General features: G+C 52.9%; 18 protein-coding genes. 5 read left to right on the top strand and 13 right to left on the bottom strand.

The features are described from left to right. Positions 1 to 66: 66 nt before the first annotated feature. Positions 67 to 1131, bottom strand: coding sequence for an RNA methyltransferase (locus ABKF58_RS16575; protein WP_482582102.1), 1065 nt, complete (start codon positions 1129 to 1131; stop codon positions 67 to 69). A gap of 23 nt (positions 1132 to 1154) precedes the next feature. After that, positions 1155 to 1490: a hypothetical protein gene (locus ABKF58_RS16570; RefSeq protein WP_294863804.1), complete on the bottom strand. Its 336-nt coding sequence runs from the start codon at positions 1488 to 1490 to the stop codon at positions 1155 to 1157. Between the two features lie 294 nt (positions 1491 to 1784). Between ABKF58_RS16570 and ABKF58_RS16565 the strand changes: the two genes are divergently transcribed. Then, positions 1785 to 2225: a DUF2846 domain-containing protein gene (locus tag ABKF58_RS16565; protein ID WP_008954074.1), complete on the top strand. Its 441-nt coding sequence runs from the start codon at positions 1785 to 1787 to the stop codon at positions 2223 to 2225. Positions 2226 to 2520: 295 nt separating this feature from the next. Here the strand turns inward: ABKF58_RS16565 and ABKF58_RS16560 are convergent, their stop codons facing one another. From ABKF58_RS16560 to ABKF58_RS16545, 4 genes are all read right to left on the bottom strand, one after another. After that, the gene (locus ABKF58_RS16560; protein WP_482582100.1) at positions 2521 to 3039 is read right to left on the bottom strand and encodes a hypothetical protein; all 519 of its coding nucleotides are present in this window, start codon (positions 3037 to 3039) and stop codon (positions 2521 to 2523) included. A 47-nt stretch (positions 3040 to 3086) separates the two neighbouring features. Further along, positions 3087 to 3917 (bottom strand): DUF7946 domain-containing protein, encoded by an 831-nt coding sequence (locus tag ABKF58_RS16555; RefSeq protein WP_482582098.1) that lies wholly within the window; start codon positions 3915 to 3917, stop codon positions 3087 to 3089. Positions 3918 to 4311: 394 nt separating this feature from the next. Further along, positions 4312 to 4719, bottom strand: coding sequence for a hypothetical protein (locus ABKF58_RS16550; protein ID WP_482582096.1), 408 nt, complete (start codon positions 4717 to 4719; stop codon positions 4312 to 4314). Between the two features lie 126 nt (positions 4720 to 4845). Continuing rightward, complete coding sequence (locus ABKF58_RS16545; RefSeq protein WP_482582094.1) at positions 4846 to 5970, bottom strand: hypothetical protein; 1125 nt, start codon at positions 5968 to 5970, stop codon at positions 4846 to 4848. On the opposite strand from ABKF58_RS16545, the gene ABKF58_RS16540 reads away from it, so the two are divergent. After that, positions 5969 to 6208 (top strand): helix-turn-helix domain-containing protein, encoded by a 240-nt coding sequence (locus tag ABKF58_RS16540; RefSeq protein WP_482582092.1) that lies wholly within the window; start codon positions 5969 to 5971, stop codon positions 6206 to 6208. The two genes, ABKF58_RS16545 and ABKF58_RS16540, sit on opposite strands and share 2 nt — an antisense overlap. A 1-nt stretch (position 6209) precedes the next feature. Here the strand turns inward: ABKF58_RS16540 and ABKF58_RS16535 are convergent, their stop codons facing one another. The 5 genes from ABKF58_RS16535 to ABKF58_RS16515 all read right to left on the bottom strand — a co-directional run bounded on the left by ABKF58_RS16535 (position 6210) and on the right by ABKF58_RS16515 (position 12598). Further along, positions 6210 to 6731: a hypothetical protein gene (locus ABKF58_RS16535; RefSeq protein WP_482582090.1), complete on the bottom strand. Its 522-nt coding sequence runs from the start codon at positions 6729 to 6731 to the stop codon at positions 6210 to 6212. A gap of 72 nt (positions 6732 to 6803) precedes the next feature. Next, positions 6804 to 8984, bottom strand: coding sequence for a TniQ family protein (locus tag ABKF58_RS16530; protein ID WP_482582088.1), 2181 nt, complete (start codon positions 8982 to 8984; stop codon positions 6804 to 6806). Positions 8985 to 9051: 67 nt separating this feature from the next. Further along, positions 9052 to 9987 (bottom strand): TniB family NTP-binding protein, encoded by a 936-nt coding sequence (locus ABKF58_RS16525; protein WP_482582086.1) that lies wholly within the window; start codon positions 9985 to 9987, stop codon positions 9052 to 9054. After that, the gene (locus ABKF58_RS16520; RefSeq protein WP_482582084.1) at positions 9984 to 11951 is read right to left on the bottom strand and encodes a Mu transposase C-terminal domain-containing protein; all 1968 of its coding nucleotides are present in this window, start codon (positions 11949 to 11951) and stop codon (positions 9984 to 9986) included. Before ABKF58_RS16520 ends, ABKF58_RS16525 begins: the two co-directional genes overlap by 4 nt. Continuing rightward, positions 11948 to 12598: a TnsA endonuclease N-terminal domain-containing protein gene (locus ABKF58_RS16515; protein ID WP_482582083.1), complete on the bottom strand. Its 651-nt coding sequence runs from the start codon at positions 12596 to 12598 to the stop codon at positions 11948 to 11950. Before ABKF58_RS16515 ends, ABKF58_RS16520 begins: the two co-directional genes overlap by 4 nt. 684 nt (positions 12599 to 13282) lie before the next feature. On the opposite strand from ABKF58_RS16515, the gene ABKF58_RS16510 reads away from it, so the two are divergent. The 3 genes from ABKF58_RS16510 (at position 13283) to ABKF58_RS16500 (ending at position 18191) form a co-directional block, all read left to right on the top strand. Beyond that, the gene (locus ABKF58_RS16510; protein WP_347372099.1) at positions 13283 to 14977 is read left to right on the top strand and encodes an RNA-directed DNA polymerase; all 1695 of its coding nucleotides are present in this window, start codon (positions 13283 to 13285) and stop codon (positions 14975 to 14977) included. Positions 14978 to 15134: 157 nt separating this feature from the next. Then, positions 15135 to 15692: a hypothetical protein gene (locus tag ABKF58_RS16505; protein ID WP_347372100.1), complete on the top strand. Its 558-nt coding sequence runs from the start codon at positions 15135 to 15137 to the stop codon at positions 15690 to 15692. Positions 15693 to 16112: 420 nt separating this feature from the next. Further along, the gene (locus ABKF58_RS16500) at positions 16113 to 18191 is read left to right on the top strand and encodes a nuclease-related domain-containing protein (protein WP_482582080.1); all 2079 of its coding nucleotides are present in this window, start codon (positions 16113 to 16115) and stop codon (positions 18189 to 18191) included. A 252-nt stretch (positions 18192 to 18443) separates the two neighbouring features. On the opposite strand, the gene ABKF58_RS16495 is transcribed toward ABKF58_RS16500, so the two are convergent. After that, positions 18444 to 19910, bottom strand: coding sequence for a hypothetical protein (locus tag ABKF58_RS16495; protein WP_482582078.1), 1467 nt, complete (start codon positions 19908 to 19910; stop codon positions 18444 to 18446). Then, positions 19907 to 24622, bottom strand: a complete 4716-nt coding sequence (locus ABKF58_RS16490) for an NACHT domain-containing protein (RefSeq protein ID WP_482582077.1) — start codon at positions 24620 to 24622, stop codon at positions 19907 to 19909. Before ABKF58_RS16490 ends, ABKF58_RS16495 begins: the two co-directional genes overlap by 4 nt. Positions 24623 to 24906: the final 284 nt, after the last annotated feature.

The raw sequence follows: 24906 nt of genomic DNA, 5'->3' as shown, positions 1-24906 counted from the left end.
ACAAAAAGCCCGGTCATCAAACCGGGCTTTTTGAACGCCTCGCGGCAAGGGCGCGAGCGGTAATGCTCACGCTTGCGGGGTTGCCTTCGTCGCGTTCGTCCGCCGCAACAAACGGCTGTGGTCGATCAGCTCCGCGGCCCGCGCGCGTAGTTGCCCGCAGCCGCCGTCGATATCCTGCCCGGCGGAATCGCGCACCTTGGTCAGCACGCCGTGATCGTGCAGGTAGCGCTTCATCAGGTGGATGCGCTCGGCGGACGGGCGCTGATAGTGGTCGCCCTCCACGCTGTTGTACGGAATGATGTTCAGCACGCCGTACTTGCCCTTCAGCAGCCGCACCGCGGCGTCCATTTCTTCCTGCGTGTCGTTGATGCCGGCCAGCAGCGTCCACTGGTACTGGATCGGGTAGCCCACGCGGCGGGCGTAGTCTTCGCCCAGCGCCACCAGCTCGGCCGGGTCGTAGCGCGGCGCGCGCGGCAGCAACCGGGCGCGCAGCTCGGCGCGGGTGGTGTGCAGCGACAAGGCCAGCGCCGGCTTGACGTGCTGCTGCGGCAGCCGCTCGAACACGCGCGGGTCGCCCACCGTGGACAGCACCAGGTTCTTGTGGCCGATATGACCGTCGCTGCCCAACAGCTCGATGGCGTCGAGCACGTTGTCCAGGTTGTGCGCCGGCTCGCCCATGCCCATGAACACCACCTTCTTCACCGGCCGAATGCGCCGCGCCAGCGCCACCTGCGCCGCAATCTCGGCGCTGCCGAGCTGACGCAGCAGGCCGCTCTTGCCGGTCATGCAGAAGGTACAGCCCACCGCGCAGCCCACCTGGCTCGACACGCACAGCCCGTCACGCGGCAACAGCACGCTCTCCACCATCTGGCCGTCGTTAAGCTGAACCAGCAGCCGCAACGACCCGTCCGCCGCCGGGTGCTGCGACTGGATGCGCGCCAGACCGTCGATCTGCGCCGCGATCGGCGGCAAGCCGTTGCGCACCGACAGCGGAAAATAATCCTCGCTCTTCTGGCGACGGGTGCCGGCATCCAGCGGCTGCCCCTTGAGCCAGGCGCGTTGGATGCGCCCGATGTGGCAGGGAAGGGCGCCGATCGCGGCGAGAGAGTGCTGGAAATCCTGAATACGCATGGAAAGCTTCTGAATCGTGGTGCTTACGGCGCGGCCTTGCCGCCATCGCTCTGGCAGGCCAACCCCTTGCCGGCAAAGCCGCCGTACAGCATCAACTGCCCGGCCACCTTGCGCGATAGCGCAAACGTATCCGGCAGGCTGCGGTCGCCCTCGTTCTTCGGCCACACCATCTGCCGCTTCTCGTCCATGAAACCCTGGTAGCGGGCGCCGGCCCGGCTCAGCTCCACCGTCTGCGTCTGGCGGTTGTAGCTGAACTGCGTTTGATCCGGGCAATGAAAACGGCCGTGCAGCGGCTCCTGCTGGCAGGCGCACAGCAAGGCCGGCAGCAGCCAGCAGGCCAGGCGGGGGAGAGCGTTCATCGGGCAAATCGTGGGTGACAGGGGTGGGGCGACACTATAGCACGACACGGACCAGCCCGGTTTTGCAGCCCGGCCGAATCGACAGCCCCGCAGGGGCTCGCATCGGGGTGAAATCAAGAGGCAGGGAAACCGGGGCGGCGCTCGCACTGTTCGCCAGCAGAAAATGCCATTGGAGTTATATCCATTTCGGGCGTATTCCCATACAATTTCGTCGCCACCCATCATGACAATGGCAATGCCTCATGCCAGCCCAGCCGTAGCTGGGGAAAACTGGTCCTACACAAGAGAAACCTCATGAAGAAAAGCTTGCTTGCCGGCCTGCTGGCCGCTTCCGTATTGTTTACCGGCTGCGCCTCGGTACCGATGGGTGACCCGAAAGCCGATGCCCAGCTCAAGACCTTTGCGGCACCGCCCGCCGACAAGTCGGGTATCTACATCTACCGCAACAGCTTTGTTGGCCAGGCACTGAAGAAAGACCTGCACCTCAACGGCGAACGCCTCGGCGAAACCGCCAACAAAGTCTATTTCTACCGCCAGGTTGCTCCGGGCAAACAAACCGTCAGCACCGAATCCGAATTCAGCGACAACAGCCTCGACCTGATTACCAATGGCGGTCAGAACTACTTCATCGAGCAATACATCCGCATGGGTGTGTTCGTGGGCGGCGCCAACCTGAAGCTGGTGAGCGACGAGGAAGGCAAGAAGAACGTGCTGGAAACCAAGCTGGCTAAATAAGGCAGGTTATAGGAATGAGAAGGCCCGGCAATGCCGGGCCTTTTTTTATGAAATGCTTATACGCAAGGTAGGCTGGGCTCAACCTGCGAAGCCCCGCACTAACCGCGTGTGTAATACGTGCATTCACCTGAGTTGCGATGAAGGTTGAGCTTTGTTTCATTCGGCCCAACCGACCGTGTTGCCTTGCCAGTAGCTTGGCCGGGACACAAGCCGAGTCGGGGCCGTGGAACATGTGTTGTGGTCGTGGAGTCAGTCATATCCTGAAAAGGAAAAGCTCGGATTCACCGGCTGCTTACTAAAGAATGAATCTGTTACTTTTTTCATCAGGAAATTTATCGAAAAAAGCATCGGCCTTTTTGGTGAATCTATATAAAAGCGTCCAGTTTTTCTCGGACATGTCAATTCCGTCAGAAAAATTATCCCCATGCACTACGCATATTGCGTAGTGCCCAAACATATATAAGGCAACCCTTTCGTTTATTTGCTTTGAATCAACTAATAGTGCAATTTCTTCAAGAAAGGCTAGGAATTTTCTCTTCTTATCGGCCATGCCTCGGTCAGTGAGAGTTTTCTCGTCTCCATCAATATAGCAAAGCACTTGATACAAATCAGGGTCGTCAAATAGACGCCTGTGTTGGTTTAAAAAGAATTCAGTTCTTTTTAAAAAAGCCTTTGCCTCGTCGTCAGCTGATTCTTTTTTTCGTTGCTCATTTATCCTCTGGAGTTCTACATATATTTTTTGCAGGCCGGCCAAGCCGAATATTATTGTGGAAGCAATGCCAGTGTTTTGCCAAAATGCCGACCAGTCTGCCATTGATCTGCAGGTTTCGGTAAACAAAATACAGTAGAGGTCAGGCGCGCTCACAGTGGCTTACCGTCATCATGAATGTCGTGAACTATATACTTCTTAATATTGCCCCTTGCATTTACAATTTTAGACACTCTAATAGTTAGCTTGCCATCACTCCCATCCACCATCTCTTTCATAGACCTAATTACAAGCTGGCGAACCCTCTTGTTGTTCTTCTCGGCAATTTCGAAGGGAACCACTTTCTCTTCCTCATCTGAGTACAATCTTCCAAAATCACTTAAATTGTTGAATCTAGTAATGTTTCCCTTTATGTCCTGTAGGTCTTGGCTGGTCTCAGTTGTTGTAACATAGTCAAGAGTATTTCTGTTTAGCGAAATAACATCACTGGAGCGATGTCTGGCAATGAAAATACTTACATCATTATTGCTAGATATTGGTCTGTGAACACTCTGTAATGGTGACTCTAATGCGTCAGCAATTTCATACAGGAACAATTCATTGTCATCGATAATTTTTTTTACGTAAGGTGATGTCGGTTTAAATTTTTCACCAATTGCAGCTGAAAGAGAACAGGTTAGGTAATCCCAGAAATGATTGACTACAACGCTTGGGCCAATTTTTTTTATCAACTTATCTGAGAAATAAATATCTACACGCTCTTCAAAACACCCTTTCAGAGAAGAGTGGACAAAAGCCTTCATCCCTACTGCTCTGTGCGCACGGGTTCTTACTTCTTCCCCATTGGCATATGCATGTCCAATTATATTGACAGTTCTGGCAAGCCCGGAAATAGCATCGGCAGCATCGTAAATATCAAGTATTCCCTCATCTGCATCGCCCCCTTCTACCCGAAAAACCAAACTTGCCATTTTTTCAGACATCAATAATCTCCGGTTCAAAGCATATAAAAAGGCACACTTGAAAGTGTGCCTTTTGCATATCTATACATCAATGATTTATGTCATGTTGCAGTACCCAAAAGACGAAAAGCAAGATTCTTTTTTATCAATGACTTAAGCTTTTCCGTGCCGGTTATGGATGACTTTGGTTGTATGCAAAGCTTGATATTTTACATCAATACATTCAAAGCTTGGAGTGTGGATTTATTCAAGAATAGAGTCAGCAACTGATAGGGCTGGCCAAGTGAGTTGCTAGGCAATATCGATGGCGGATACACAGGGAGGAAAAATGGAAAGTAACTTTTGAAACCACCGGTCTGTGCGGCTTTTTACACCGATCCGGTAGATGGTGGAGTGCTATTGTGATTTATTCAAATCATTTTGTTTTTGCCACGTAGTCAATAAGTCTAAAGACAAACCATGAAAAACCGCATGAAAATATAAAATATAGGATTCCAGAAGTTCTGGTTAGCATAAGTGAAATGAATTCACGAATATGACCAACTTCATCAGGTATTGGCTTGTTCTTTTTTTGTGGCAATGCCTTTTCGATGGGGATGATAATGTGATTAATAGAATAGATAGAATTTATGGTAATAAGCGCTATGAGAACAAAGAATGAAGAAATGGCAAATGGTATGTCGTGAGCTATTGCTGCTTTCGCACAGTATTTCAGAATTGCTGCACAAGCGAAAAACGCTGAAAGATTTTTAAATATGGCTTCTGTTACGTCCTTTTGGGAAATTGCCAAGATGATCTGCTCGAATTTACCTTTTTCTTTCATTTTGAGCCCCTGTGTTGCTACCATGTATGGGTTGAAGTGATGCTGCAAGAAGATTTAATGCAACGTTGAATTGTGCGTCGCAGCCCACACAAGGGAGGCCTCTAGAATATAACGTTCAGGTCAGCGCTAGTGGTTGTGCAAATTTTCTGCGCAAGGGATAGCTCGAGTTATTTTTTGATCCTGAAAGGTTAGACATCTGTTCTTTGGACCGATGTCAGGTGTAATCCCGATAGGGCAAATCACAGTTATACTCCCGCCAAATTGGTATGCAACCGTTCCATATAGGTAAGAAAATTTATCCGCTTGACTGCATTCTCTTTTTGTTTTCCATGCAAGAAGGGAGGTGCGATGTGGCAACAATAGTTCTTTCTCTATTGCAAACCATGCGGGAGTGTCATCGTAAATGCCTGCTGCTCTAGCAGCCCCTTTCAGCAACCATACTGGTGCTATGGCTAATGACGCCAGCATTGTGACGACTGCCAAAATAAGCCAAAAACGTTTGACTTGGGTGGTTAGGCCCTTTTTGCCATTACTGATCACATGGCTGTGAACTGCCGAAATTCCAACAAATGCACTGTATGCAAACCAAGCAATCCCGACATACCAATTAAGTGATGCAAGGTGCTCAAAAGAGCCAGCAATTCTATATATAAATGTTAATGGTATTGTTAATGCAAATTGTGTAATGGTGATTGCAAAGGCACTTAGTGGACGCTCAACTGTTTCAGCTATACTTGTGCGCCTTGCACTGAATAGGGTTGCAATAATGATAAAATTTATCAGATATAAAGCGAGTATAAAAATGCCTGGGCCAAATGGCTCTGGGATAATGGTAGCATACGACGCAGGAAAAATGGTGAACGCATACAGGCTCCACATGAATGATTTTAACCAGCGATTATGGTTTTTAGGAGTCAATTGCAGAGTGAAGAAGTCGTGAGTGTTGGAAACCATCCACGGTGCGGCAAGTAAAACTCCAGCTATTGCGATCATTAATAAGCTTAGGCTTATGAAGAGTGCAACCAGGCCACCAATGTTGCTAAGGGAAGGTTGTAATAAATACCTGAGGTTCATCTGGTCAAGGTAAGCAAAGAGCAGGCATCCCGAAATTATGACGGTTGGAACTGACGCTTTTGACAGCACTTCTAAGAGGTTCGATAATGCTTCGGAAACTATATTTACTTTGATCTCCTTTTGTTTGAGATTGGCTATTGATTTTATAGGTTTATTTCGAAAGGTTGTCTTGTACATGTTCAATGTGTTGTTTGGTGATTTACTAAGGCGACTACGGATGAAGGTAGGCCTAACGCAGGAGGTTCTCGCGTTTGAGGCTGGCCTGGATAGGACTTATATATCACTGCTGGAACTTGGAAGAAGAACACCATCCCTGAGTACAATTTACTTGCTGAGCATCGGTTTGAAAATCCCAATCGATGAGTTTATGGGAATAATTGGCAAGGAAATTGCAATGGAAAGTAGGAAGTGTTGATTTAGTGATGGTCAAGATAATAGGTTGGCAGCTCTTTCGGGCTCGACTTCGTATTGTCCATCCATGCTAGCCAGCCTATTCGATGCGCTCGGGCATCATATAGCGCATGATGCCAAGGTTTGCTTGGTGTGTGATATTTCTCTACTGCATCATGAAAATATCCAGAATCAATCATTGGCCTTAGGTCAATTCGTCCTTTCATGTTTCTAGGGTATTGCCCGCGCAGGCTCGCTATCAGAATATCCCAATCATAAATCGAGTCACAGCCAATCATGACAGTTCTTGGTAGTGTTTCGAACCATGCCAATAGTGTTTGTGGGAGAGATGCATATGTGGCGATCTGTGCTTGATGTTGATTAAAATGTGGCAAAACATTTTCATTGACAAATTTGTTGCATTTATCTCTGGGGAAATCGCTAATTTCAATGTAAATCTCATGCTTTCCATCTTCGCTGACCATTGCCATGCTGATCAGGTCGCGATTATCGAAATTAGTATATTCAGTGTCGAGAAAAATTAGCATAGCGAGTGCACCCTATACGATGCAATATCAGTGTTCTTGTGATGCTTGCTGACATTGGGAATTTTCAGCCAATCATACATGATGATTGTCTTGGTTCTTCCTGCGTACTCGTAAAGCTTCTGTTGTTCGCAGAATGTCGACCGCTTTCAATGGAAAAAGAAAGCGCTTTGTGCCAAATCCTGTGTGAATAGATATGTCAGCGAGGCAGCCATATTTTGCTTCCCATCGTATTCTTAACCGACTAACGCCGGTGATTTCGGATAGCTTCCTAGCGTCTAAAGTTGATTGCAGGAACTCTATCGCTTTATCAAGTTCATCCCGTCGGTAAAGAACTTCAAATCCATTAAATACCGAAACAACGAGGCCAAGAGCACGGACATCAAACCGAAATCGAAAACCCTTGTCCTGTACTATTTTCTGCGCCTCTTGCAGGGAGATCAGATTCGGATTTTGAAGATAGTGCCTCTGGTAGGCTTCCACGTCTGCAATCTGGTAGAGAGTTTGCTTGGACCCGATTTCCAAATGGCATGCTGAGAGTAGGCCCGAATGGCATATTTTGTCTAGTTGGGAGGGTTTGACTCCGAGCAGCTTGCAAGCAGCCTGATGAGTCATGAGATCTACTTCGGTGATGACCGAGAGGCGTTTGTGGCCGCGACCACAGCGGCTTTGATAGGCGATGTTGGGACCAATAGTGCTTAGATCCAGCGCTTCCAGCTCGCTTCGACGAAATACGTACACCAGGCCACCATCGACTGCAGGACCATGTACTGGCCTCAGCCCTGCTGATATGAGCTTGTCGGCGAGATTGGTCGCATTGCAGCCAAGTTGTTGTGCCAGCTCCCGTACGAAGAAATACTCTTTCTGAAAAGCCTGCAGGTCTTCGATCGCGATGAGCAACTGCCGCCTCAGATAGGGTTCGTAGCGTAGCAAGCCTGCTTTTGCAACTCGATAGACTGCATCGGGATAAATTCCCAAGGCTCTTGCCGCCATATCGACATTCAGGCGGCTTGGATCACTTAACTGAGTCTTCGGGAAGTGCAATTCGAGACTGGGGAGTCCCATGCAGGGATCGTAGGTTCGAACAGCGATTTTGCCTGTGAGGATGTCCTTAAAAAGGTTAAGTCGGGTGGCGAAATCAATGCCGAAATGATCAAATCGAACAATCCGATCCTGGCCATCGATGCTTGTCTTATGCGAAAGCGCAGCGAGGAGACGGGCCAAACTTTCTCCACATACCAGGTGCGACCGTCGCCGGCGTTTATCTGTGCACTCTGTATCGGCCAAGCCAATTAATGCCTCCTTCTTAATCAAGCTGCGTACAACATGGGGCGAGACGTTTAGTGTGATTGCGACAGCCCCAATCGGCAGTGCTGTTTGCGATGTGGCTGAGTGAGGGGCATGTGCTGTTGCATCCAGGGGCAAGGCTTGCATCCAGTTATCCGCGATGGTGCCGAGCTCTTCATCGAATACGGCATCGATTTGCAGTCCACCCAATAGCGGCGTGGCCGCGTAGCGCGGCCCCCAAGCGGGTTGTTGGACGAGACGATTGTCGAGTTGTTTGCACACGGCCTCTTCGAATTGAGTCGAGTCAAGAACCTGTTCGTTCTTGATCGCGGCCAGCGTGAGGTGGAATGGTGCGATATCCGCTTTGGCCAGTAGTGATACGTCCAGCTGACTAGAAAAAGGCGCATACGTCAGCAGTGCAAGGGTCATGAAACGCAGCAGCTCCGTGGACGATAGGGATTCGATGTCTAGGGGAAAATGCCCAGGAACGGCAGGGAGAGCTGTTGCTTCATACAATGGGAAGCCGCATGAACAGTAGCGCAGTTGAGAATAGCGCCATTTCACCCGCTGCTGGCACGCAGGACAACGATCGACGAGCAGTGCCTGATGCCTGTGGCACGAAGTGGTGAAATGCCAATCCCAAGCGGAGAGGTGTAGCGCCTTTTCTCGCAGGCACGCGGGACACCAAGCTCGATATTGATCGCGCAGAAGATGCACTGGCCATTTGAAACCGCGGTGAAGGAATTTGCGGTACTTGTTGTTCAGTGTCTCCATAGGCTTGCACCACCTGATTAACTCTTCCGCGGATAGCCCGATTTGCAGGTGGAGTGGGTCCAGTGAGTACACACCGAGTTGAGGAATGAGCGAAGCCTGATAGAGTCTTTCCCGCTTTTGCTGCAGAAATTCCAGAAGCTCATGCGCGTGATGCATGTAGTTCGTATCGGCCAGACGTAGCAGGTACCCGGCCAAGCTTTCTGCTTGATCCGGCCGAGGTCGTAACAGAAGTTGAGGAGGTCTGCCTGGGCAGATTGAGTGGCTAACAGTCATGTCCAGTCCCTCGAAGTTGTTCGACCCAGCGCTCTATAGCCGTATCGTGCTCTTGGAATGGATTGGCTCGAAGTCGGCGGTTTGCAGCCAGTAGCTTGTCGTAGCTGCGGATTAGCTGCTCCCGCTCAATCCGGACACCTCCGTTCATCAAGACCGTGCGCGACGCATCGTGGATCAGCGTCGTAAACGACCGGAAGTTGCCGCCAGTTGCCAGGTAGAAACGAGCGGGCAGGGTGTCGTCACAGAAGCCACTTGGTTTTTCAAAGGGAAGTGCCTGTTCGAAGCAGGCCAGCAGGCGTTCGAAATCGGATGGTCGTTCGAGCCAGTTAAAGGATGGAAGCTTGGGGCGTAGCGGGAAACGCCCTGCGAGTTGGGGGCTGTACTCCAACACAGAGTGTGCTGCTGGCATTCCTACCAGGATGAAGGGGATGCCAGACTGGTTGATCAGGCTCTTGGTGGCATCGGCCACTGCTTCGATGCTTTGCCGCTTCCCTCTTTCCACCAGGTGCTGGAATTCATCGAGGATCACTAGCCGTGTACGGCATCGCTTCAGGAGTTCGATCAGGCGCCGGCGCTTGAATTCGATGTTTCCGCGATCCGGGAACGGAGCGCCCATGGCATACAGCACGGAACTGAACAGCCCCCCGATGGTGGCTGGAAGCGGTACTGAAGCTACCAGAACGGGGGTTTCTGTCCCATCATCGGTGTTCTGTGAAGGGTGCATATCGTGAAAAGTGCCGATCAGGGTGCTCTTGCCCACACCAGTATCACCCGTGATGAGCATGCAGAGCGGCTCCCGCAGATCCGGCGACTCGGTCAGACAGCGGTCCATGTCGGCGAGGATGGCAATGAACAATGGGTATCGGATGCGGATGGAGGCGATCTTTTTTAGCAGCTCATGAACGCGCTTTGGATCATGTTTCATGGTGTTGCCCCCGGAGCCGGTGGAAGGTCAATAAACCAGTCGTCCCCTAGGCTGTCAGCTGGGTACAGGCTGGTTGATCCCGTGCCGCGAGGTGGTTCATTGTGGGAGGCCGGCTGGTCACGCTTTTTCGTCTTTGCCCGCTTGCGAGAACGTTGTGTCAGGTCGCGCTCGGCATCTTGGTGGAGTTGGTGAACCTCACGCCGTAACTTGGCCTTTTCCTGCCGTACTGTTTCCGCATCCGGCGTGCCACCTTCGACGGTATCGGATTGAGTGGTCTGGGCTTTGCGCTCACGTTGAAAATCAAGCCAGCTCGTGCCGGGTTTGAGGTCTTGGGTCAGACATTCGAGCCGGATAAGGCCTTTGTTGATGGGGTCGTAGATATACGCTTGTGTGACATCCGCGGGGTCGATTCGCAGCATGACTTTCTGTTTGGCGGCCAAGCGTTCCTGCAGGTGTATAAGATAGGGGTGATGGTAGACCAGCCCTTTGGTGCCGATGCGCCCATTGCTGATTGCGCGTTCGAAGGTGAGCCCGGTTTCGACCTCGAGGGTGAGGCTGCTGGGCAAGGGCGGAATGGGGTGCTCTTCTACCAAGCGGGTCCAGCACTGTAACGGTGTCTCGCCGAGTTCGCTGTGACGGGTGTTGTGATACTCCATCACCACCCAGCGATAGACCAGTTGGCGCAGCTCATGGAGAGTCAGATGGGCGAGCTTTTCTGAGGGATAGTCCCCACGTTCCCTAGCGTTCGACCAGGTTGTTCCGGGGAGCTTGTGAATCAACCGTCGATTCTGGGTGCCAAGATACCGCTCGCCAGGTGCCCGGTACCACGGCATGCCTGGTGGGCAATACTGCATGTCAGCGTGCATGTCCGCACAAAACTGCTTGTGAGCGTGGCCATGAAATTCCGGACCATTGTCCATGCAGATCAGACGGAACTGTCCCTCTACCGGCCAGGTAAAACTGCTGCCATTCGGCAAGCTATCCAGGATGGCTTGCTTACTGCTAACGGCCTGACGCAAGCACATCAGCACCGCGATACTTGAGGGCGGCTCCAGATCAATGTAAATCCCGCACACCATCCGGGTTCTCCGATCGAGTGCAACGGTGCAGGTCGGTCTTTTCAGAGGCTGCCTTGTGATGGGGTGGACAACGATGATGTCCAGCCGGGTATGGTCGATTTCCACCCGCTCCAATGGAAACATGGCGATCGGCCCGTTACGACGCGTTCTGAAGTAGCGACGCGCGTATTTTTCACCGTAGCGTCTTGCCTTCAAAATGAAGGGGTCCAGCAGACGGTTGATGAGCTTGCAAAACCCTCCATAGCTGACCGCCCGTAATTTGGCGTCTGCCGGACGTGCCGCATTTGCCTCCGTGACGCGGTCCACCAGTTCAGCGTGTGCGTCACGTTTACTGATCCGCGCGCGGGTCAGATAAAAGGTATCAACTGTCTCATAGAACAACTCCAGCACTTCGGCATCCACCTGGCCGTAACGGCGACCGCAGTTGGCTGTAAGGGGCACAAGCGCCATCACGTCTTCGCCGCTGTCGACGAACGAACGGCACCACCGGTAGATGGATGTGAGGCCTGGCGGCTTGGTGTCACCGATCATGCTGGCAATCTTTGAGGCAATCGGCAGCACTTCCCTTGACCGTGAAAACGATTGGGTGTTGTCGAGTACCGCATGCACATACTGCAGCCGGCGCCGGAGTGTGCGTTGATGGTGTTCAGGAAGGGCGGATGGGATCGGCGGTAGCCCATCGTCCCGGAACAGTACCTCCTGGTCCTCGACAATCTTCAATACACCTTGCTGACAGTACAAATCTATATCGTCGCGGCTTACCTGCTTGACGTTGGAAGTCCGCTCATTCAGGAGGGCAACGCTGCGGTCTGGTTGAATAGTGAGAACGCGAAATGGCTGACCATAAAGGGTGAGTGAGAACCCAGCGCGCAAAGAAAGTGTCATGTCAGTGCTCCTTCAGCCAGGTGCACCGTGAGCAGCGAGTTCACTTTTTCGCGCTTGTCGTAATCCAGCCATCCTTCCCAAAGCAGCCGGTACAGCCCTGCCAAGGCGAGGTCTTTGTTGCCAAGGCGGATGGCCAGCCATGCCAACCGACAGGTTGTGGCCTGGGACAGGTAGTCCGTGATGCGCTGCCGATCCCGTTGGGTAACAAACACATCGATATAGTGTTTCAGGAAGTTCAGATTGGCGAGCTGGTTACCAGAGCGGATGAGCTTGCTGTCTACAACGGTGTACTCATAGCCCAGCGTAGCAAGACGAAGCCCAATGGCATTAGCCTTCGATTTGAAAGTAGTGTCAGCAGCTACTTCATCGGATTTGACTTCATAAATTGTCACCAGCCGGCTTTTGTCCTTCCAGTGCACTTCAAAGTCTGGGGTGTACCAATGCCACTCACCATCGAGGCAATAGTCAAACTTCCTCGGTTGCCCATATATTTCACGAATGGCTGGGTTGGCTTCTAGGTGAAGCAGCCAGTCTCTTTCCAGCGTACTTTCCCATGGGATTTGGCCATTCATTTTGTGGCTGTAGGACAGACCGATAACTTTGCTGCTGTTATGGTTGTGAATTTTTCGCACAAAGGGGATCAACATGATTGTTCACCTCCCCATACCTTGTGCAGTCCCTGACTTGTGGGACCGATCACAATGGACGTGTGAACAATGAGCCTGCAGGTGCTGTCGACCACGACAAAGAGGCTGGGGCGTGTGATCTCCTGCGTAACGGGGTCAAGTACCTGGAGGTCAAGAGGCACGGAGGCAGTATGTGTTGGGAGTGTGGCTGCCAACGGGAAATCCGGCCGCAGAAGTGTGGCAGCTCGAGGATGCCAATGCTGACGGCCGTGGCACATGTCGAGCTGAATGCTCGGCAGCTCTGGAAGGGGGCGGTCCGCAGGCAATCCACCCAAGCTAACAAAATTGCAGCAAGGACTCGCTGGTACTCTCCTTTCGATTAAGGATCAGAAACTAGGGTGGCGGGCCTAATCGCTTCCAACTCGACCAAAACGGTCTGCTGCCTCATCGACCTTGAGCGTCAGCTCAGGGCTGCATACCGACTATTTCTCTGGCACAGATACCGAACATCTACTTCCAATAGCGGGAATGCTCCCGCCTTTTTGCTGGATTTCAGTCCAGCTCAGTTAAATGCCAACGCTGCAGTGAAGCGGCTCCTGTGCAAGCCAGTAAAAATCTGCAATGATTCCAAAATCATGCCATTTGAGAGCAGACAAAAATATCGTTTCAACGCACGAAGGTGCAACTGCTGCGAGGAAAGTCTTCTTGCTCAAACCCGAATTACATCACTTCGCACGTGCGGCACGTGAAGTTGCTAAGCACGGTGACAACGATACGCTGCCATTTGACATTGACGTTCGATTCTGTGGTGACGAGGCCGAGGCGCTTGCCTCCATCGCCTATGGTTTTTACTCAGAGCTTCGAGACAGTCAAGCCGCCAAAGACAACCACGAGCGTATTGCTGAGCTTCACATCCAAAGCGAGCGGCTCCTGGCCCCTTCCGGACCGGCCGGATTCCGTGTGGTGACGAAGATTCACCTGTTTTGGAACATCTACCTCAATGGACTGGCTATCGCCATCGCAGAGGCGCTCGAACCACATCGCTTTCCCAGCGCCCAGTCCTATCGCTTTTTACCGACAGGTGGCGAGCAGCTCTTCGACGAGAGCAGGTCATGGCGGGCTTTCAAGGAGGCCACAGTTGCTCAGGCAAACATCGCCGGCGATGAGGCGGTCGTCGTTCAAACTGATATCTCAAGCTTCTACGAGCACATCTCTCACCACTACATTGAAAACCTCATCAACGGTCTCGATGGTGATGCCGGGGCAGTCTCGAAGCAGGTCAACGCTCTTCTCAGCAAACTGTTTGCAGGACGCTCGTTCGGGCTGCCGGTCGGCGGCCAGGGGGCTCGCGTTCTTGCAGAACTCTTCCTAAATCAAGTTGACGCCGCACTTACAGCTCGTGGGGTGCAGTGGAATCGCTATGTCGACGACTATATATTGATTGCGAAGAATACGGCGGAAGCGTACCGAGCGCTTGGCATCCTCGCGCAAGGGTTGATGGACTATGGCTTGAGCTTGAACAAGTCAAAGACCGTATTCTTATCCTCGAAGCACTATAGAGACTACGTCGCCTCGCAACTTGGCGGCGACGACATTGAGGCTGCCAAACTACGAAGCATTGACCTCAAGTTCGACCCATACTCCGATAACCCCGAGGAGGACTACGAGTCGCTTGTGGAGACCGTCGAGACACTTGAGGTACGCCAGCTCTTGAATCGTGAATTGGAAAAAGCACTACCAGATTCTTTCTTGGTGACCCAGATTGGTCGAACCATGCGGCTTCAGGAGCCAACCATCGCACTTGAAATCGCGGCGACTTTGTTGAAGCAGCAGAATCTTCACGCCTTCCGTTCTTCGTTCTCCACAATCATGCGGGGCATCGCGAACCTACGGGGTGATGGGCGGTTCTCTAGTATTCACGGAAAGCTCGACAATTTGCTCGACTCCATCCCCACCCACTCCGAACATCTGCTGAAGGCCGATACAAGTTTGCTCCACTATCTGCGTTGCTTGCGCTTTCAAAGTACGCCGGCGCGATTGCAACTCGTGCGCCAACTCTTCGAAACGACGCAGTTGGATACGGTACGTCGCGCTTGCATCGATTGTTGGCGAGGTTGGCGCGACGGTGTCGCGTTCAACTATCTACGCAACCGCTGGCAGCAAATGACTCCAGAATGCCAGCGGCTCTACTGGCTTATGTCCTTCGAATTCGCCGACGAAGGGGGCAAGGCTCGACTGCAGGCGAGACGCGCAGCAAGCCAATCCTGGGCGCTTGGGGTTGAACTCCCCTTCGACGAAGAGAAAGACAAGATGAAGCTCAGCAAACTGCCTCGCGGCACAGAGCCACGGTTTGCGACCGTGTTCATGAGATGGGCCAAAGGGGTGAACAATGCAGTTTGACCCACGCACAGTGGCTCGCGAAATCCCAGGTATATTCGATGAGGTGTTCCCGCAACTGACACCAGGTATAGTCGCGCACCTGAACAATTCGGCGCGCCCCATACCAGTCCAGCCACTTCGACAGGAACTCCTGCTTCGGTCGACAATGCAGCGAGCCATGCTCTTTGAACTCGGCTACACCGTGGGTGAGCGCATCCTTGAGGGAGATGTAAACATCAACTGGCCAAGCTGCTTCGCTGAGACGCTTAGGCGGCAACGTGCGTATTTCGACGCTAAACTGCCTGAGCAGTTGGCTGAATGGGACCAGTGTTTGGCCGAGACTGTAGGCAGAAACCTTGCCAACGCAATGACAGAGATGAGCCGCGCGAGCGAGTGCCCCATCGTCATCCGACCGCGAATTCCTGGCCTAGAGTGGATTGCTAGCGGTCACGGAGACTTCGCCCTCGGGAGCACGTTAGTTGAGGTAAAGTGCACTGCCAAGCGCTTTTCTTCGGCGGATTACCGCCAAGTGGCCATCTATTGGCTGTTAAGCTACGCTGCGTCCATCGAGGGGCATGGCACTGAGTGGCAGGACTTCGTGCTACTCAACCCGAGAAGTGGGGAGAAGGTGTCGATGAAGTTCGACGCATTTTTGTCCATTATTAGTAGCGGTCGCACAAAGGTAGATATCCTTCAGTTGTTCCTATCCCTCGTTGGTTCACGTCTCATGCGTTGAAGGATGACGCTCATGCGTTACCCGGCGTCCAGCATTGACACATTTCGGACAAAACCAGACTACCGGTCGTAGCGACTGTTTTTGCCGAGTATTAGTCACCTTGCGCGCAACTACTCTCCCGCCAGAGCCGCTGATCATGCTGATGTGTTAGCATGGCAGCTATCGGGGGCAGATAGTCATGTTGTCGCGCCGCATGCGGGCATTTGTAGTAGGACTCAGGGGGCAACAGCAATCCCCTATCACCCCTGGGCAAAGCCCATGGAGCGTTTCTTCTGGTCCCTTCGCCGACTACTGGTAACAAGGATGTTGGAAAACAAGACTCCTTGGCATGTTGGACTAGCAATAAGTCAAGTCAGGCCTCTTTAACTTGTCTCTGTTCCCGCGTTCTGCGCGCGACACCTGTTCAAAAAATCACATCGAATGACTGTCAAACTTAGCGAAACCCTCGTCAACAAAGCCCTTGAGAAGCTGTCATGGGAACAGTTGTCAGTCCACCTAGCTGAAACTGCCCTGACACCAGAAGACGTTAACAAGTTGATTGGGCTTGTCAAACGCAGTGAGTCACTCGTTTTGAAAAGGCAGAGCGCTGGTCAAGAGAAAAAACGTGACCAGCTTCTCAAACAGCTCGCAGATCTTCTGGATACCAAGCACTACTCAGCTGAGGCCGAGCTTGTACGCAATTACGACATGCGGGTCAGGGAAATTGACGGCGTGTATCAAGCTATCCTCGGACTTCTCGGCAAGTCCGACGCCGCGGCGCTGTCCCCCGAGCTCCGCATCTCAGCACTCCTTGACCGTAGCAACCGCGAATACATGGACCTGAGATCGCGAATGTTGCAAGCAATGAGCAACGAGAAGATGTTTAATCTCGGAAAGGTCACAGTGAAAAATGATGGCGAAGAAGACATCAGTCCTGATGCTGTGCACGAACTCCTGATTGCGACATTTGAGAGCACCTTGGGTATGGAGGCGCACATCAACGGATGGTTCGACGCGAGTGGTGTATTAACGCTGCCTTCGCTTCCACCATCCACCGCTGAAAATCGATTCGCCGTGGGATCTTTCCAATTGCTGGCTGCGGCCTGGAGAAGCTGGCAGTTCGCGGAGCGCCGCCATCGTTTCCTGGACGGTGTCTTGGAGAAACACACAGAACTTCCTCCAAGCTGGGCCGAACAGGGCGTTAAGAGCGTGTGGCAATCTCTGCCGTCTGACGACGGGCGCGAGTTCTACAGCAACGTTGCAAACAACCGATTAGTCGAGCGACTGACACAGCATTGGGCCACGGTTATAACCACCCCACAGTACTGTAAGATTGCTGGAGGTATAGATAGACGGGTTGAACTACTGCCTAAGCAGACCATCTCCCTCGAAGAGATCCATGGCGCTACAGCCCTCAGCCAACTACTGTCGGGTGAAATCACAAAGGACAGCACACCGTACGCAGGACTGACGCTCGCGGAGTGGGTTCGTGGATATTCTGCGCTACAGAGCGTTTGCGAAACTGCCTTGAAAACGAACGATCCGGATCGACTCACCATACGGTTCAGTCGACCAGAACTGGTGGCTCTCTTAGAGCAGCTTGGATTGCGCAGTGGCAAGGCCGAGATCTTCATCGAACACGCGACATATAGAAAGAAAAGTCGAGACTTGTTCGACCAGCCTCTGATCAAACTGCAAGATGGAAGCCTTATTCTGCTGGCGCTCTGCAGTGCAGCTTCGTCTATCCCCAATGTTATCTTGTCTACGCTCGGGATGCTCGAGGTTAACCTGGACGGCCGAGGAAAGAGGTTTGAGCGGTCAGTCATTGAGTTCCTAGGCAGGCAAGGAATCAAGGCCAAGAATATTTTGTGCGATCGAGGCGGAGAGACATACGACTACGACGTCGCCTTCGTGTGGGGCGACTACTTGTTTTTGCTTGAGTGCAAGAGTCGCGGCCTATCTGGCGGTGATCCAACTCGAGCCTATTACTTCTCTCTCGGCATTAGCGATGTGGTGAAGCAGGTTAAGCGCTTGGCCAACGGCCTGAAGCACTATCCGGATATTCTCACCAGTCACTTCCCCGAGGCTGTTGGTAAGCAGGTAGTGCACTGCGTAATCAACTCGCTGCCGTACGCGATGATTGATGGAGTTGACGACATCTATTTCACTGACGAGGGGTCGTTCACTCGATTCTTCCAACAGTCGGAGATTGGGCCACGGAGTATCGGCCTCGACAAGGGCTTGGGTGAAATCGATCCAGACACCGCCGTTGCTTTCTTGTGGGATGGGCAGCGTCCGACGCCAGAAGACCTCCTGCGGCAATTGCGGAACCCGATCCAGCTTGTAATAGCCACATCGCACACAACGGGTTCGACACGTTGGATTCCCGTTGGAGAGCATACCATGCTCCAATTGGTGGAGTTTGGCCGCACAGATTCGACACCGAGCACCCACAGACAAGCTGCGCGAGAAGCAGGTTATAGAACCGGAGCTGATTCAGCCGAGTGCGGCGCTCCATAGCAGCATGATTCTGCGGTGACTTGCCGTCCTGGGAAAGGACAGCCGGGCCGCCCCTATGGTGCGGAATTCGACCAGAGAGCTGATACCAACTCACTGGCCTTGTTCTTCCTTCGAATCCGCATCCGCATTTGCGATAGCCTGGCTGAGGCGCGTAAGAACAATCTCCCCCGGTTTCAGCATGCCTTGTGGCTCAAATGCTTATGCGGCTTGTGAGATGACTTCCTCTGTTTGGACAATCCCTCACAGTGTCATTTAGCCGATAAGAGTTTTCACGTCGACGTCCTGCTGTTGTTTGCTACATGGAAGACTTGGTGCACCATCTGGCCAGCATCTTGCCTGCAAGGCACAGGCTCGGCAGCAGAGGAAGCTGTCCATACCCTGTATTGCGCACTTCTTTGCACGAAGCGCATGGACTCCACCATGAGCGCAATGCCGAGCAGAGCCGCTGGGAAAGTAGGCCGGCGGTTCAGTTGACGGCCTCAGGATGGGAGCTGCGCTTGCAGCCACACCTTCTTTGAAAGCAGCACCGTACGAATGGTAGGGGCAGCCCGCAAATGCCCCAGGATCTACGAATGGATGCGTATTTTCCCCGAGATACATCACGAACCGGTTGTCAGCAACTCGCCTGAGTAACCGGGTAGACGGAAACCTCGGGATTTTGGGAATCGAGCTTTCAAGCGCGGCAGCGTCCACCAAGTGGAGGTCGCGATGGGTCCGCAAATTGGCGATGAGAACCTCGGCCTGCTCGTGAATTGTGCGCATATCGTTTGCAAGCTCTGCCTCACTGCGCAACACTTGCTGTTCGATAGCCGGATTCATGAACCTCAGCCAGCCACCGCTTGGGACTTGCACTGCGATAGCTGGTAGAACCCCCATCACAGGCCGCTTTCCAAGCTCGGCAGTCGAGATATCAACTGCAAATGCTGCAGGCAACGGATCACCATCGGACTCAACGAAGCGGCAGAGGTCGACTATGTTCTGCTCCTGCAGGTCTTCAGTGAGCGATGCAAATGACAACTGGGCGAACAGCGCCACTGCAGTCTCAGCAGCTTCATAGAGATTCGAGACGACAAGGAGATCATTCGCGGAGATCTCCTTACGTACCAAGGTCTTCACGGGATCAGTAAAGACGATAAGCCACTCGCCGTTAGTCAACAGCACTTTACGTGGTGCGCCGTGCTCGCCCGAAGCTAGGCGTTCCACGTAGTCAAAGAGTGTGGTGAGAACTTCCAACCATTCGACAGAGAGAGGACCACGTTGTCCCCTCACTCTTGTCGCGCTATTGGCCTTCTGTGCGTCTTTTAGAGCCTCTGCCATCACCTGCTTGAGGTCCATCCCCTCGTCATGTGTCGGCAGCTCATGGCTAAGACGCTTTGCTTCAACGAGGAGCGATGCTTGGCATTCGTCGATTTTCCCGGCACCAAAATAGTCCAGAAAGCGTCGGTGGCTTGAGTCGTCCAATGGCTCGACGCCGGCTTCAACAATCATGGCCGCAGGGTCATCCAGCTTCCATCCAAGCGCCTCTAGCATTGGGTCGATGATGTACTTTCTGACCTGCGCTTCGTTGATCAGTCGCCGTCCCTGGCCTTCATAGCTGGCGGCCGCAGCGGGCCTCATATCTGCGAATATTCGTTCAATGCGTAGCAGTAAGTTCCTCTCTGTCTCAAGACGAATTTCTGTGAGACGGCGAAAGAAGGAATGTTCGTCGACTCTGCTCACCGAAGCATCTCCGGTAGCTGGTAGACGAGCTTTCGCGGTTCAGGCCAACCAGTGTTAGCAAAGAGATTGAGCACGTCTACCAGTCCTGACCTGTACTCGGCCTTGCTGGTCAAAAGGCTCGAATAGTCGGCTAAGAAGCGCTGTGCGATCTTGACGACAAGGTCCGCGCCCAGACTCTCAAACTGGTAACCACCTGATTGGCCGCCTCCATGAATCGCTTCGAAAAGCAGCTGCAGCATCTCTTCGGGGCCGTCTGCCACAAACGCTTCTATTATCTGAAGAATAGGGTGTGTGACAGAGGGATAAGGAACCTGCGCAAGTAGTCGCAAGGTAGGTAGGTACTCACGGATGAAACGGCGGCGCTCTAAGTGGCCGACATGCTGATCCGAACTATCCTCCCCATGTGTTAGCGCATAGGCTCCAGACCCAAAGTACAGGTGATCGGCAGCAGAATCGAGAAGCTGAGTGGTGTCGCTCAGTTCTTGACTGACATCTTCGCCAGCCACTGCTCTCTCAAATAACGCTCGATGTGTCGAAGTAAGACGCTCAACGAGCTCTGCAAAGAGATGGCGGCCCATCTCTCGAATTCGGTCATCACGTGGGTTGGCAGCTTCCACCTCGCCAAACGCTACCAATTGACGAAGTTGTATCAAGAGTTCATGGACTCTTTGGCGATGCACAAGTGGAGCTGCCACCCAAGTCTCTAGTCGATTTCCAGCGATCTCGACATTCCAGACGATCCAGAGTCGCAGTATCAACTGCGCTAGGGCTGAGCGTAGGCCGAGCCTATGCCCGTTGTCTTCGTCAGAAACTCTAGAGTCCAGCGCCAGGATCAGTTCGGGCGCCCAGTTTAGGTGCTGGCTCACATAATTGTTAAACGCATTGAAAAAGAAGCTCAGCACACCCTCGTTCGTTTCCTGGGTGAGTGCGATCTCTGCAAGCTGCCTCGATAGTTCTGGCACTGATTCACAAAGCAAGTTTGCACGAGCCAGGACGGTGTGGCGGATCTCCACTGCAGGATCCCTGGCGAGTTTGAGCACCAGGTCGAAATCAGTCGTGGATGCATGACCTATAGCGCGAAGATATAACATCATTGCTTCAGCAGCAGCGATCCGAGGAGCGGGTCGGCCCCAACTGGTATGCTTAGCGAAGTCTGCCTCTCGTTTCGCATCCGCAACAGGGAGAGGCTTCAGATCGTCTGCGAGGCATTTGTCAATGATGTCCCGAATCCCGTTAAAGGCTGCCAAATCCGCTTCAGTGTCGGCACGCTCGCAGATTTTGCCGACCAGATCTGCAAGCGTGTCTAGAAATTGGTTCTGAACTAAGGCATGCACCTGATTACTTGAGTCAAGAGTAGCTACCGCACTGAGTGCAATCCGCCACTGGGATGCCAAGGTTACAAGCGCTACGCTACTGTCCTCAGGCAGATCCTTTACCTTAATTTGCTCAGTTGCTTCCAGCAGAGCCTTATTGGCTGGAGCGTCCGTATCTACACCGCCATCTCTGAGCCACCAATTCCCGTCTGAATCACCCCATCCAGAGGTAACGCTGAAATGAGGCTGGTTCGTAGCTGGGGCCAGATCAGTTGCCGTTCTAGATTGGCGAAGGGCTTCATTGAGCAACGGCTCGTCTACCGGCAAGGTTCCAAGCAGGATCTGCTTGCGATGCTCATCGTCGATAGATGCAATCACATCTTGAAAGCAGACCTTCTGCTCGGAGGAAAGGAGCATGTAATGAACCTTAGCCAGCTCCGCTGCGTCGTAAGACGTGTCTAACATTTGAAGTACGTCACGGCTAAGCAGAAGCTGAAGGATTGCACCTGGATTTTCACGGGTGGTAGCTGCGCGAAGGAATACCACCACCAGTACAGCAGGTACGCATCCGTCGAGGATCACTTCCTGGAGCGTGGTGAAATCTGCGTTCGACGCTTTTTGAAGTTGGGTACAAAGTGAGTCTACAAGCTCGGCATTGACGTCGTGGTGTCTGGCATGAGGGCTCCACCAAACACAGCTGTGGTCCATACGGAATTTCAGCAACCGGTCCGAAATTGTGGCTTCACCAACGATAGAGACACCCTCTGTAACACGCTCGGAGTCAATCCTGGCTGAAATGATGGTACGTAGTGCTTGTCCAGCGACTACCGTATCGCGCCCGAGGAACCAGGCCAAGTGTCGCTGCAGCTGATACAGTATTCCTTCGAAGTCCTGCCGTTTGGTAGAGGTCAGACTGAGTATTCGACTGTTGCCGAGGGCGGTTTTTTCGTCCCGAGAAGGAAGTGGGCTGCAGAACGCAGTAATCAAGAAGTCTGCTGCAAGCAGTGGGTTAGAGCACACAAGCGTCTTGAACCCATGCGCGAGCCAAAACAGCTCGGTATGCCCATGGCGTGCAACACGCTCCTCCACAAGGAGGGTACGGATCAGCTTCTCGGACTCCTGTGGCGCTGTAGCGTACGTTTTAAGGACAGCCTTGATCGCCGCAGAGACATTCCCTTCTCTGTATGCGGCCTCATGGGTCAACTGATGAGTCAGAAGAAGACGCCCGGCGGTGCCTAGCGATGCCTGCTGGTCGTCGGTTAGCTCGGCATCGGCCCATGATCCCAGTGCTGCATTGAGGGGCCACTGCAGTAAATCGAGCGCAGCTTGGGCCATCAATTCGACGATTTTGCACCATGGATCGTTAGGGTGGCCGAGGTGCGGAACATCTTGAATGACACCTGCCAGCACAACACTCAGCAAATGCTGAGCCAAAAAGACTGCAGGCTTGCTCTGCTCTTGAACCGTGCGGACGAGATGCAAAACGTCCGCCGGTACTATTGTCAGTTCTGCGGCAACTCGTGCTGGCAACGAGTGGATGAAGGATCCAAGACGATTGTCTCCGGCAAGTGACAAAGACACACTCCAGAACTTGTTTCTTGAGGCGTCGCGCTCCCAGACCATCCTGAGTGCAAGAATGATAGCAGGTGCAACAAGCAATACATCCTGGGTCGTTTCAAGTAGCACATCGTCGATGTGCGTCGCGTCATCATGCAAAAACAGTAAGGTTGCAAGGGCGTAATCAAACAGCACATGGTGAGCGAAGCTCAGAATCCGAGTACCACTTGGTTGATAGAGAACTCCGTCGCTTAGAAGTCGTTCGAGCGCGGACAGTTGATTTGAAGCGACGTCACCATTCGACGCAGTCAAACGCCTGCTTTGCAACATCTTGCGGAGCAGTACATCCATTACCTGTGTCGACTCTTCTGCTGCGACAAATGCACCTCTCTCAACACGCTGGCTCCAGAACTGCCCCAGGAGATCCAGCTGCGTCTTGGCTAGGTTCGCCACAGATGCATCTTCTTTGAGGATGCGCCCCAACAGGAAGAGGTTAAATGGGCTGCTCAGTAGGGAGTTGAACTGCGACCCGCTGGCCTGTGCGATGCGATCTAAAGACGGCCACTTTGTTCTAACTTCGAGAATCTCATCCGGTCCCAGTTGAGGAACGTTGATATGGCAAACCCGCAGAAACTCAGGATCCTGAAACCGATCATCGACGGGCCGCCCTTCGAACAGACGGTGATATTGACTGCCGTAGCGCAGGTCAAATTTGCGAATAGACGCAATGACAGCCCACTGAGGCGCTCTCTTGCGAACCTCGCTGATCAAGGTTCGGACGGCTGATTCCGAACCTGTACCACGGGATGCGTCAAGCGCATCGATCATTAGGATAGGGCTCTCGCTCGGCCGCCACTCGGTCAGAATGTCGATCAATGGCTGGGACAGCGAGAACTCACGCTGCAAATCTGCCAGCGTGGTGCCCACAAGCTGATCGACTTGGATCAGGAGTACGACTCTGCCCTGGTCGAGTAACTCTTGGGCGGCGATTTGGAGCGCGCCAGACTTTCCAGCCCCCGGGTCGCCGATGACAAGACAAGATTCTCCTCGCTTTGCCGTGTCCAGCAGTACATCGCAGCAGGTGCGCCGAAGCTGAATGGACGTGCCAGAGGCATCAACATGAATCGACGCGTAGCGAGACATATCGTCAAGCGCATGCCCCGTCATTTCCTGCAAGCGATTGAAATCCTTCAGATAGGTTGATTGCAGCAGAAGACGAACCCTCTCACTACGGAGCAGTGCCCTCAATGCCTCTCTATCACCGCCAGAACGACAGCGCGAAAACTCTAGACAGCCATGGACAAGAGCGGGTATTGCGTCGCTTAAATCGTCCGAGGCAACAACGCTGGAAAGCATCGTGTTGATTGCAGCGGCAGTGGGGCCGGCTATCTCGAACTCGATAAGTCGGATACAAGAGATCAGCTCGTTAAGTGCCTGTCTACTCGGTACTTCGCCCGTGTGTCGTTCCCAGTGAAACCTCAGCAATGCGTCCAAGGCATCGAAGGCAACAGCTTCTCCATCTGAGTAGGTTGGCGGCGCAGTTTCGTGAGCTACGGCTCCGTCAGCGATTCGCTTGATGACTGGGCTAGCACCTTTGATCAGAGATTTACTGCTGGAGTACTTGGTGACCAGTACCAGCCGGTCTCTAAGGGGGTCGAAACGCCGAAACGCAGTCCCATCGCAGACACCTTCAAGCCACTGCCGGACAAACTGATCGATGACGCTCGATAGTGGCGACTGAGACTGAGTCGAGATGCTGACGGCGACCTTGACGTTGATGAACCAGACGCCTCCATCGCTAGCCTGAACCACGATATCATCGACGGGTGATATCGCTTCCATCTGAAGTGAGCTAGGGATTGAGTTACCAAATTCTTTAACGGGCTGAGAAGTCAGTATGTGTGCAGCAAGCCAGGCACCCACCTCACACTGAAATTCGATACCCGAAGCTGTTGCATGCCCACCTGACATTGACGTCACCTGCTCTAACCTACATCGTTTATACAGTGGCCAGCGAACATGACTCTCGTGCCGCTCGATCCTCGGGGTAAAGAATGATTCTTTGTCAGGTCGAGGGCAGCCGCTTACCAGCCTAATGCCGTTATGCTAACACAGGGATATGCCCG

Source organism: Pseudogulbenkiania sp. AW2-16 (assembly GCF_056824575.1).
Note: the sequence above shows the minus strand (reverse complement) of the source record. Positions and strands in the feature narration are given on the sequence as shown.

Coding starts and splice junctions, on each gene's coding strand:
- ABKF58_RS16545 (WP_482582094.1), bottom strand. CDS start 5,970: ATGTACAAGACAACCTTTCGAAATAAACCTATAAAATCAATAGCCAAT.
- ABKF58_RS16540 (WP_482582092.1), top strand. CDS start 5,969: ATGTTCAATGTGTTGTTTGGTGATTTACTAAGGCGACTACGGATGAAG.
- ABKF58_RS16550 (WP_482582096.1), bottom strand. CDS start 4,719: ATGAAAGAAAAAGGTAAATTCGAGCAGATCATCTTGGCAATTTCCCAA.
- ABKF58_RS16490 (WP_482582077.1), bottom strand. CDS start 24,622: ATGGAAGCGATATCACCCGTCGATGATATCGTGGTTCAGGCTAGCGAT.
- ABKF58_RS16565 (WP_008954074.1), top strand. CDS start 1,785: ATGAAGAAAAGCTTGCTTGCCGGCCTGCTGGCCGCTTCCGTATTGTTT.
- ABKF58_RS16555 (WP_482582098.1), bottom strand. CDS start 3,917: ATGTCTGAAAAAATGGCAAGTTTGGTTTTTCGGGTAGAAGGGGGCGAT.
- ABKF58_RS16520 (WP_482582084.1), bottom strand. CDS start 11,951: ATGACACTTTCTTTGCGCGCTGGGTTCTCACTCACCCTTTATGGTCAG.
- ABKF58_RS16525 (WP_482582086.1), bottom strand. CDS start 9,987: ATGAAACATGATCCAAAGCGCGTTCATGAGCTGCTAAAAAAGATCGCC.
- ABKF58_RS16575 (WP_482582102.1), bottom strand. CDS start 1,131: ATGCGTATTCAGGATTTCCAGCACTCTCTCGCCGCGATCGGCGCCCTT.
- ABKF58_RS16570 (WP_294863804.1), bottom strand. CDS start 1,490: ATGAACGCTCTCCCCCGCCTGGCCTGCTGGCTGCTGCCGGCCTTGCTG.
- ABKF58_RS16500 (WP_482582080.1), top strand. CDS start 16,113: ATGACTGTCAAACTTAGCGAAACCCTCGTCAACAAAGCCCTTGAGAAG.
- ABKF58_RS16505 (WP_347372100.1), top strand. CDS start 15,135: ATGCTCTTTGAACTCGGCTACACCGTGGGTGAGCGCATCCTTGAGGGA.
- ABKF58_RS16515 (WP_482582083.1), bottom strand. CDS start 12,598: ATGTTGATCCCCTTTGTGCGAAAAATTCACAACCATAACAGCAGCAAA.
- ABKF58_RS16535 (WP_482582090.1), bottom strand. CDS start 6,731: ATGCTAATTTTTCTCGACACTGAATATACTAATTTCGATAATCGCGAC.
- ABKF58_RS16560 (WP_482582100.1), bottom strand. CDS start 3,039: ATGGCAGACTGGTCGGCATTTTGGCAAAACACTGGCATTGCTTCCACA.